Here is a 9333-nt window from a genome sequence, read left to right on the forward strand (position 1 = left end):
CTGGGTGACGGGGAGACTGGGGGAAAGTATTCCTGATTTATTCAAAGAGTGCGATCTTTGCGATCCACTCTTTAAAACAAAGGTAGGGCGCATCCATTATTGTTATTTAATATTTCTTTTACAAACAGTCTTTTAAACTAAGCAATTACGTAAATCAAATTGTAAATGATGTCTTCTTGAATAGCTTTAAAAGCTAAAGGCTAAAGGCTAATAGCTACGAATTAATCCCTCTTTTATGACTATAGGGTGATAAAAGAAGGATAATAACTTCTCAACGAAGCTAATTCACACTAGGCGTAAAGTAGATGATTTTTGGGACTGGTAGAACTCACTTAGCTTAGAGCTTTAGCTAAATTACCTGCAAAAAAGAGGCGATCGAGTCGCTTAATTAAACCTTTTAAATCCCGTTCGTGATATCTACGAATTATACGCTCGATACCTTCGATTAAATCTTGACGACCTAATTTTCTTAGGGGTTCGATTAGTTCCAAATAAGTACTTTCCCCATAGGCATCGCTGAGATAACAACTATTAATTAGTAACTCTTGAGAAACATCTTTTTCTTTAAAAGTAGCAGTCTTATCTAACATTCCTAATGCTAATAATGCTGTCATAGTTTTAACGCATTTATCGCATTTTCCACAATTGTAATTACCTTGACTATAGCTAGATTTTTCATTACAAACTCGTAGGTGTTTTAAAGCTACATCCCATTTTGCGACTAATTTGGTTTTTTCGAGACGGGATAAAGCAGGATTTTCATGGCGAATTTGTAAGCCCATATTGCCATATAAAGGATCGAGCAAAGGATGAGAACCCCAGGGATCTAAATTGGCATAATCGTAGGTAGAAGCAATAGAAATAGTCGAAAATCTAGGTGCAAAGCTATGGGCAACCGCAGCTAAGAAAGAGCCAATATATTCTAGTCGCCAAAATTTAAAATCTGGATCTAAATCCCTAAAGCTAGCATAAGCATTGGTAGACACTTGAATTAAACCAATTCCCGCATCTTGGGCTACGGCGGAAACAGCATCGATTACATTTTGAAAACTAGGATCGGATTCGGTTTCTCCCTGCAAAATTCCGTAAACTAATATACCGTCTTGAATGCGACGGGGATGATTCGGTTGAAAATTTAGATGATTGTCTCGCAACATTGCTAAAGCATCTATTCCCCCTGAAAATAAAGCCCCCGCTCGTTTGGGTTTATCGATAAAAGATACTTCCCTTTGGATAGGTGCTTGAATATCAATTACTTGGCGACTGCCTTGATGCCATTGGATGAGGCATTTCATGGCATTAATTAAACCATCCCTAACTTCAGAACAAATTGGTTCTGACAAAGCTATTCTGGTTTCTCCATAACGCATTGCTGGAAGGGTACAAGCCAGCAAAAAAGTATTAGGATTGAGGTGAAAATCAGACTCAAATTCAGTAGTAGTTTCAAAATAAATCTCTTGAGTCGGGCGATCGCAATTTTCCCAGATAACTTCAGCAACTATTCTAATTTTATCTGCTTGAATTTCTTTTCTTAAATTTTCAATTCTCATATTTTTATTTTCTTTAGTTAGACAGTAATCCCCTCATGGTTTTGAAACTAACTCTGTAAGTTAATATTATCTTTCAAATAATAGGATTTATATTGTGTAGTAATTGTATAATACAGCGAAAAAAAATGTAATAATACTGATAATGAGGAACACATAAAAACAAAATCAAAACTTTGTTTTTTAGATATATTTTGAACTAACCCTATATATTTATAAATTGCTAATAGTTTTCAATAAAAAAATACAAGAACCATGAAAACATAGCTCTTGCATCTAAAATCTTTACTTATAATTAATCAAAAAATCTTCGAGCGGAAAAGTTCTTAATTAATTCCTATCTTTATAAAACGTTTCCAAACTATGGCGATCGCCCACAAAACGCCAGTGCCAAGGCTCATAGCTAACTCCAAGATCGTTATTAGCAGGAAAAGACAATTCAAAACTATACTTCAAGGCATTTTTTTCTAACCACTGAAAAGCAGCAGTTTCCGCAAAACTCGTTTCCAAATTGGTGGCAGGAGCATTCCCATCCCCAATATCGATCGCATAACCCGTGTGATGTTCGCTATAACCTGGAGGCGCGCTAACTTCGGCTCTTTTCGCAGCATCTTGAACTCTTTGTTCTTTAACGTCAAAAAATAAGTATTCTTGGGTTTCCACCGTGCGAAAAGCAGAAATCGGAGTTAAAATTATTCCCTCTGCCCTGGCATCTGCTTGCATTTGTTTGAATTTACGAGCAGCAGCAGGACGCAATTTTAATCTATTATCGGCGGTAATTGCCTCCAAAGAGTCGATTTGGGCTACTTCATAGGGTAAATGACCCAATAAATTTTGTTTGGGTGCTTGGGGTTGAGATATTTCTCGATTAATCGAAGGAGATGCTAAAGTTTCCCCAGCATCTCCCATCGAAGTGTTGACATTATCGGTATTAGTTTTCGGTTGATTCGCGCTTTTCGGTTGGGGAGTCGGAGAAGATTTACTAGGAGTTTGCTCGGCTGTTGGGGCAACAGTTTCGGGTTTGGTGGACAGAAAAAATGTCGATAATAAACCAACTACCCCGAACAAAAATAACGCGCCCAGGATCGGCAATAGGGATAAACTTTGGCGGGATTTTTGCGGTAATTCGATATTTTCTCGAATAGCCTCTGGAATTTCTATCTCATCCATAAAATGTCGTGCAAAATAGATTACATAATTGAGACAGGGAACAAGAAACAGAAAATTTCTAGTTCTAAAGTATAGTCATTCTAAAAAAAATCAGCTATATTACTAGTCTGGTAACTTTTGAGCCACTTTATCTTGTCGAGCAGCTAGACATACAGCCAGGGCTACTGCATTAGATACTCTAGAGTCAAAAACAGAAGGAATAATATGCTCTCGATCTAGATCGGTATCATCTACTAAAGATGCGATCGCTTTGGCAGCTTCCAGGTACATATTAGTGGTAATTGCCGAAGCTCGACAATCTAATGCACCCCGAAAAACTCCTGGAAAGGCTAACACATTATTGATTTGATTGGGGTAATCGCTGCGCCCTGTTGCCATAACTGCCACATTTTCATAAATTAATTCTGGTTGAATTTCAGGAATCGGGTTTGCCATGGCAAAAACAATTGGTTGCTCGTTCATAGTATCCACCATTTCGGGAGTTACCACTCCAGGGGCGCTTACTCCTAAAAATACATCGGCATTTTCCATGGCATCCGCTAGTTTGCCCGCAGCTTCCACAGCAAATTCCTGTTTTTGAGAGTTAAGATCGTTTCTTTGTTGAGAGATAATTCCTTTAGAATCGCAAAGAACGATTTGATTCGCTCCTGCTTTTTTCAACAATGAGGCGATCGCAATTCCCGCAGCCCCAGCACCGTTAATCACTATTTTAATTTCAGAAATCGATTTACCTATTAATTTAAGCGCATTATACAAGGCTGCTAAGACCACAATGGCAGTTCCATGCTGATCGTCATGAAAAACGGGAATATCTAGCTCCTGGCGCAGTCTGCGTTCGATTTCAAAACAACGAGGGGCGGTAATATCTTCTAGATTTATCCCCCCAAATATGGGAGCAACGTGCTTAACTGCCTTAATAATTTCTTCAGTATCTTGGGTATCTAAGGCAATGGGAAAAGCATCAATTCCTGCGAATTCTTTGAAAAGTAGAGCTTTTCCTTCCATAACGGGTAAAGAAGCCTCAGCACCAAGATTACCCAGTCCTAGCACCGCACTACCATCGGTAACTACTGCCACAGTATTACTTTTAACAGTCAAATTATAAACCTGTTCTGGGTCTTCAGCGATCGCCCGACAAATTCTACCCACCCCTGGAGTGTATGCCATAGCCAAATCTGATTGAGAATGAAGGGGAAGTTTGCTCTCAACCGAAATTTTCCCCCCTTGATGGACGGCAAAAGTGCGATCGTCGTAGCTAATTACTTTAACCTTGGGGAGGCTTTTAATCGCTGCGATAATTTTATCCCCTTGTTCGGTACTCGAAGCATCTATAGTTAGTTCGCGATGGGTATATTTAAGATTTCGTTGTAGCAATACGATATCGCCTAAACTACCACCTAACGAGGCGATCGTACTCATAATCGAGGCTAACGCACCAGGACGATTGGGAATTTCTAGTTCGATTTTCAGACTAAAACTAGCACTGGGATTTAATTCTACCATTGTTAATGTATGTATTGGAGAGTAGACTATTTTAAAACTTTTTCAGGCAATAGTTAGTTGAAAAATTGATTCTTTTAATCTCAGTTAGGTTTAAGATTCTTTTTTTATACTTTAAACTGATAGTCATTTTCCAAGTAGATCGTTTAAAATTCGGAAGATTTATCCCATTCTAAAATCCCTAAAAACCATACTTTCTTAACGATCGCTTTAGTTTCTAATCATATATCTATCGATCGCTCAAGCCTAAATTTATGAATAATCAAGACCATGCAGTAAGCATTGCACCAATGGATGAATATAACCAGGAATTACTGGCAAACGTTCATCCACCAGACTGGGCAAATCCTCAACCTGCCGATTGTTACGATCTAGTAGTGATTGGAGCAGGTACGGCAGGACTAGTCACGGCAAAAGGGGCAGCAGGACTCGGTATTGGCTTAAAAGTTGCCATGATTGAGAAGAATTTAATGGGAGGGGATTGTTTGAATGTTGGTTGCGTTCCTTCTAAATGTTTGATTCGCTCTTCTCGTGTCGTTGCAGATATGAAGGAAGCATCCCCCTATGGAGTGCAGCCTCCAGAAGATATTACCGTTGATTTTCCTGCGGTGATGGCAAGAATGCGTAAAGTCAGGACAAAAATTAGTCCCGTAGATTCGGCGGTAGCAGCAAAGAAAGCAGGAGTTGATGTCTTTTTTGGGGAAGCTAGTTTTAGTGGTAAAGATACTATTGCTGTAGGGGGACAAACTCTAAAGTTTAAAAAAGCGGTTATTGCTTCTGGGGCGCGGGCTGTTCGACCCAAAATTGAAGGTATAGAAGAAGTAGGCTATTTAACCAACGAAAGTGTCTTTTCTTTAACCGAATTACCCCAAAGATTGGCTGTCATTGGTGGAGGACCTATCGGCTGTGAGTTAGCTCAAGGTTTTCACCGTTTGGGTAGCAAAGTAATTTTATTTCACAAAGGTTCTCATTTATTAAACAAGGAAGACCCCGATGCAGCAGAAGTAGTACAAAAAGCATTTGTTAACGAAGGCATTCGCTTAGTATTAAGCGCGCAGTTAGAAAATGTCCAACATAGCCCTGAAGGTAAAGTAATTAGTTATCGAGGTAATGGGGGACAAGAATCAGTAATTGTAGACGAAATTTTGGCAGGTGCGGGAAGACAGCCCAATGTTGAAAGTCTCAATTTAGAAACTGTGGGGGTAGAATACGACCCCAGAAAAGGTGTCAAGGTTAACGATAATTTGCAAACTTCCAATCCTAAAATCTATGGGGCAGGGGATATCTGCATGAATTGGAAATTTACCCATGCTGCCGATGCAGCAGCCAGAATTGTCATCAAAAATACTTTGTTTTCTCCTTTTGGCTTGGGTAAATCTAAATTAAGCGATCTGATTATGCCTTGGGTAACCTTTAGCGATCCTGAAATTGCTCATGTGGGAATGTACGAGCAAGAAGCCCAAGCTAAGGGAATAGATTGCAATACGATTAAAATTGATTTTGATGATGTAGACCGCGCCCTAGCCGATGGGGAAACGGAAGGCTTTCTTAAAATTCTGCACGAGCGGGGATCGGACAAGATTTTGGGTGCTACTATCGTCGCCCGTCATGGGGGAGAAATGATTAGCGAAATTACCACTGCCATGATTGGCGGAATGGGTTTGAGCAAACTATCTACGGTCATTCATCCCTATCCCACCCAAGCTAGTGCTATCAAGCAAGCGGCAGATACTTATCGTCGCACCTTATTAACCGAAAAAACCAAGAAACTGCTCGGTTTTTTGTATAAATTGTCTTAAAGTCTAATTTTTAATTCTATTTGCAGAAATTATCAAGGCGATCGCACGAGATCGCCTTTTGCAATAATTGATTTAAACTGTCTGCATCGCGAACTGACTTAACTTCCTCGATTGTTTCTGGAGGAAGATTATCAAATCTTTGTTGGAGAACCTGGATAATGAGATTTTGCTGCTGTAGGGTAGATGTAGCTAATTTTTCTGCCATTCCCTCTAAATCTTGCTGCTGAGCATCGATAGTTGCGACAATTTGTTGTAACATCCGAGCCAAAATTCCCAATTCATCGGAACGAGTGGCAAAGCTAGCAAAATCGGTGGGGGAATATCTGCTATTTTCTACTGCTGCGACTATGGTGGCAGTTACCGCATATAGTTCTTCCAAAGACTCAGCCGACTCTCGATGATTTTTTTCTAGTGCATCCATCAATTGATTGTAGCGGGTGGCAATATGCCCATTTTCAGTATGAGCTTCCACGGGGACTCGCAAACTTAGATCTTGGGTTTTGGCTTGTAAATCCATCACCTGAAACAATTCATAGGTATCGGTTTTAGCCTGATGTTCTGAGATATTTAAACCCAATTCTTCGGCTTCTGAGGATACTCGCAAAGTAAAATAAGAATCAATTAGCTTGAGCAAAATATAGGTAACGCCAAATCCCCAACCACAGACTACTCCAATCCCCAATAACTGTATCCCCAATTGACTCAGGCGATTTAACCCTGTAGCTACCAATTCCAATTGACCGAATAGTGCCACACAAAGAGTTCCCCAAATGCCAGCCCCGCCATGAACTGCTACCGCATCCACCGCATCGTCAATGCGCCAATATTTAAGAGATTGGGATACCAATTGGGCTACTATTGCTCCCGTCAAACCGACAATCGCAGCTAAAGGGGTCGTCACTAAATTACAACAGGCGGTAATTGCTACCAAACCAGCGATCAAGCCATTAATTAGCTCTTCTACCTCCACCCTTTGATGCTGCCACTGACTGTAAACCAAAGCCGTTAACACCCCCGTAACTCCTGCAATAGTAGTGTTGAGAATAATTCCAGGAACGCGATCGTCTAGAGCAAAGGTACTACCGCCATTAAAACCCAGCCAACCTACCCAGAGTAACAACGCTCCCAAAACCGAAAAAGGCAAGTTTGTTCCCTGAATTTTATTCACCTTGTCAGGTGGTTCAAACCTACCCTGACGAGAACCAATGACAATCAAAGCACCTAGACTGACCAATGCCCCTAACCCATGGACGACAGTACTGCCTGCAAAATCGACAAAACCTAATTCCTTGAGCCAGCCCCCATCATTCCAAGCCCAATGACCGAATAGGGGATAGATACAGCCCGACACCAAAACCGCAATAATCAGGTAGGCACTAAACTTAAGACGTTCGGCTACTGCCCCAGAAATAATTGTCGTGGCAGTACCGCAAAACATTGCTTGGTAAATAAAAAAAGCGATCGCCTTAGCCGATTCCTGTTGTGAGGAGGGTAAAAATAGATTTGTACCCCACCATCCTATCTGAGAAGTCCCAAACATAATCCCGTAGCCAAATACCCAAAATAAAGCTACGGATATGCCAAAATCGGCAACATTTTTGACCGCCACATTAATACTATTTTTGGCACGGGTTAAGCCCGATTCCAGACACATAAATCCTGCCTGCATCAGAAATACTAAACCAGAACAAAGTAATATCCAAAGTAGATCGATCGTCATCTGTTTAGTATCCTTTCCTTTGATATCTTGGACTGTAGAGTATGGTTTAACTGATAATAACGAGCAAATTTAGGTAATTTTTCTTCCTGACCCAAAACGATTAAAGTATCTTGACTGTTTAACATCATTGATGAATGGGGATGAGTCACTAATTCCCCGCTACTGCGACGCAAAGCTACTAAAATAAATGCTCCTTTACCGCGAATTTCTAGCTCTCCTACGGTTTTGCCTACCAAAGAAGAATGAGAAGGGATGGTTAATTCCTCCATTCTCACATCGATTTGAGCTAGTAACTCATTAAGAGAATGATGGCGATCTTGTTGCTCTAGGAAATCGCTACTACTAGGGCGAGTAATTAAATTTGCCATTTGAATGCCACTGACAGTCGCAGGAGAAATAATATGATCTGCCCCCGCCAGACGCAGTTTTTTCTCCGTACTGGGTAAATTACCCCTGGCAATGATTAACAGGTCTGGATTGAGTTCGCGAGCGGTTAGACTGATAAATACATTGGTCGAATCATCGGGTAAGACGGTTGCCAAAACCCCAGCATTTTTAATTCCTGCTGCTTCTAAAATATCTTCATCGGTGGCATCTCCTGCCTTAACCAAAAATCCTCGTTCTTCAGCCAGAGCAATTCTTTGGCTATCGTGATCGATAATCAAAAATGTTTGTGCCTTCTTGGCTAATTGGCTAGCCATTACTTGGGCGATACGTCCGTAGCCACAGATAATAGTATGATTCTCTAGGCTAGCGATAGTATTGCGTTTCCGTTGCGCGTCAAAGGCACGGGTGATTTCTCCTTCTGCCACCATTTGTACAAAACCTCCTACAATATACAATGCTGACGAAGTACCTGCGAGAATCACAAAAATAGTAAAAATTTTCTCTGGTGCGGTTTCTAAAGGCTTGACTTCTCCATAACCCACGCCAAAAATTGTAATTACCACCATGTAGATGGCTTCGAGGGTTGTCCAGCCAAATAGTAAATATCCAATGACAGCAACAATAATCGTCAGAATGAAAAATGCAGTCCCGATCGCAATTTTGATAAACGAGTTGTGCATTTTCCTAGCTGATTTATTCTCAATTAGCCGATAAAGATCGCTACAGGTTATGTAATCTTAGTCTTGTGGAAAGTTTTGTATTCAAAGATACTATATTAATACCAATTTCAATTCTTTAATAAGTCTATCTTCTTTCGCTCTAATTTTAAGTACTATAGTATTGACTATAAATTAATCTCGTATGAATAATTCTCTTAAATTCTTTTGGCCAATTTTGGCGGTTGCTGTGGCTTCTTTCGGTTGAAAAACTGTCAAACATCGACTTAAAATATCTATGCCTGCTAAAGCTGGCAATCGGATTCTGGAAAATAGGGGTTTGGTGACTATCCCCAGTTCCTATAGCGTTGAGAAAACGGGCGATTGCTTTTTGATTAAAACCACAGAGCGATCGCACTAAAAAAATATTTTAGGGCAACCAATAGCTAGGAAAAACTTGAGTCAAATCTCGTACGGTTTTATTAATCATTCTAGCAAATTGGATATGAGGTTCGTCTGGTTCGATGGGGATAATATTAGCTTTAGTACCCATC

At 40.3% G+C, this 9333-nt stretch carries 7 protein-coding genes; 2 read left to right on the plus strand and 5 right to left on the minus strand.

Annotation, left to right across the window (positions count from 1 at the left end; translation table 11 throughout):
• Positions 1–332: 332 nt before the first annotated feature.
• The 3 genes from AC33VI_RS11830 to AC33VI_RS11840 all read right to left on the minus strand — a co-directional run bounded on the left by AC33VI_RS11830 (position 333) and on the right by AC33VI_RS11840 (position 4220).
• Positions 333–1550 (minus strand): hypothetical protein, encoded by a 1218-nt coding sequence (locus AC33VI_RS11830; protein ID WP_491782466.1) that lies wholly within the window; start codon positions 1548–1550, stop codon positions 333–335.
• A 327-nt stretch (positions 1551–1877) separates the two neighbouring features.
• Positions 1878–2717 carry a M15 family metallopeptidase gene (locus tag AC33VI_RS11835; protein ID WP_491782467.1) on the minus strand — a complete coding sequence of 280 codons (840 nt, stop codon included), beginning with the start codon at positions 2715–2717 and terminating at the stop codon, positions 1878–1880.
• Positions 2718–2819: 102 nt separating this feature from the next.
• Complete coding sequence (locus tag AC33VI_RS11840) at positions 2820–4220, minus strand: NAD-dependent malic enzyme (RefSeq protein WP_491782468.1); 1401 nt, start codon at positions 4218–4220, stop codon at positions 2820–2822.
• Positions 4221–4471: 251 nt separating this feature from the next.
• Between AC33VI_RS11840 and AC33VI_RS11845 the strand changes: the two genes are divergently transcribed.
• Positions 4472–6016 (plus strand): mercuric reductase, encoded by a 1545-nt coding sequence (locus AC33VI_RS11845; RefSeq protein ID WP_491782469.1) that lies wholly within the window; start codon positions 4472–4474, stop codon positions 6014–6016.
• A gap of 16 nt (positions 6017–6032) precedes the next feature.
• On the opposite strand, the gene AC33VI_RS11850 is transcribed toward AC33VI_RS11845, so the two are convergent.
• Both AC33VI_RS11850 and AC33VI_RS11855 read right to left on the minus strand, forming a co-directional pair.
• Positions 6033–7736 carry an ammonium transporter gene (locus tag AC33VI_RS11850; RefSeq protein ID WP_491782470.1) on the minus strand — a complete coding sequence of 568 codons (1704 nt, stop codon included), beginning with the start codon at positions 7734–7736 and terminating at the stop codon, positions 6033–6035.
• Complete coding sequence (locus tag AC33VI_RS11855) at positions 7733–8803, minus strand: potassium channel family protein (RefSeq protein WP_491782471.1); 1071 nt, start codon at positions 8801–8803, stop codon at positions 7733–7735. Before AC33VI_RS11855 ends, AC33VI_RS11850 begins: the two co-directional genes overlap by 4 nt.
• 274 nt (positions 8804–9077) lie before the next feature.
• Between AC33VI_RS11855 and AC33VI_RS11860 the strand changes: the two genes are divergently transcribed.
• Positions 9078–9200: a hypothetical protein gene (locus tag AC33VI_RS11860; RefSeq protein WP_491782472.1), complete on the plus strand. Its 123-nt coding sequence runs from the start codon at positions 9078–9080 to the stop codon at positions 9198–9200.
• Positions 9201–9333 lie beyond the last annotated feature (133 nt).

Source organism: Waterburya sp. (assembly GCF_058530065.1).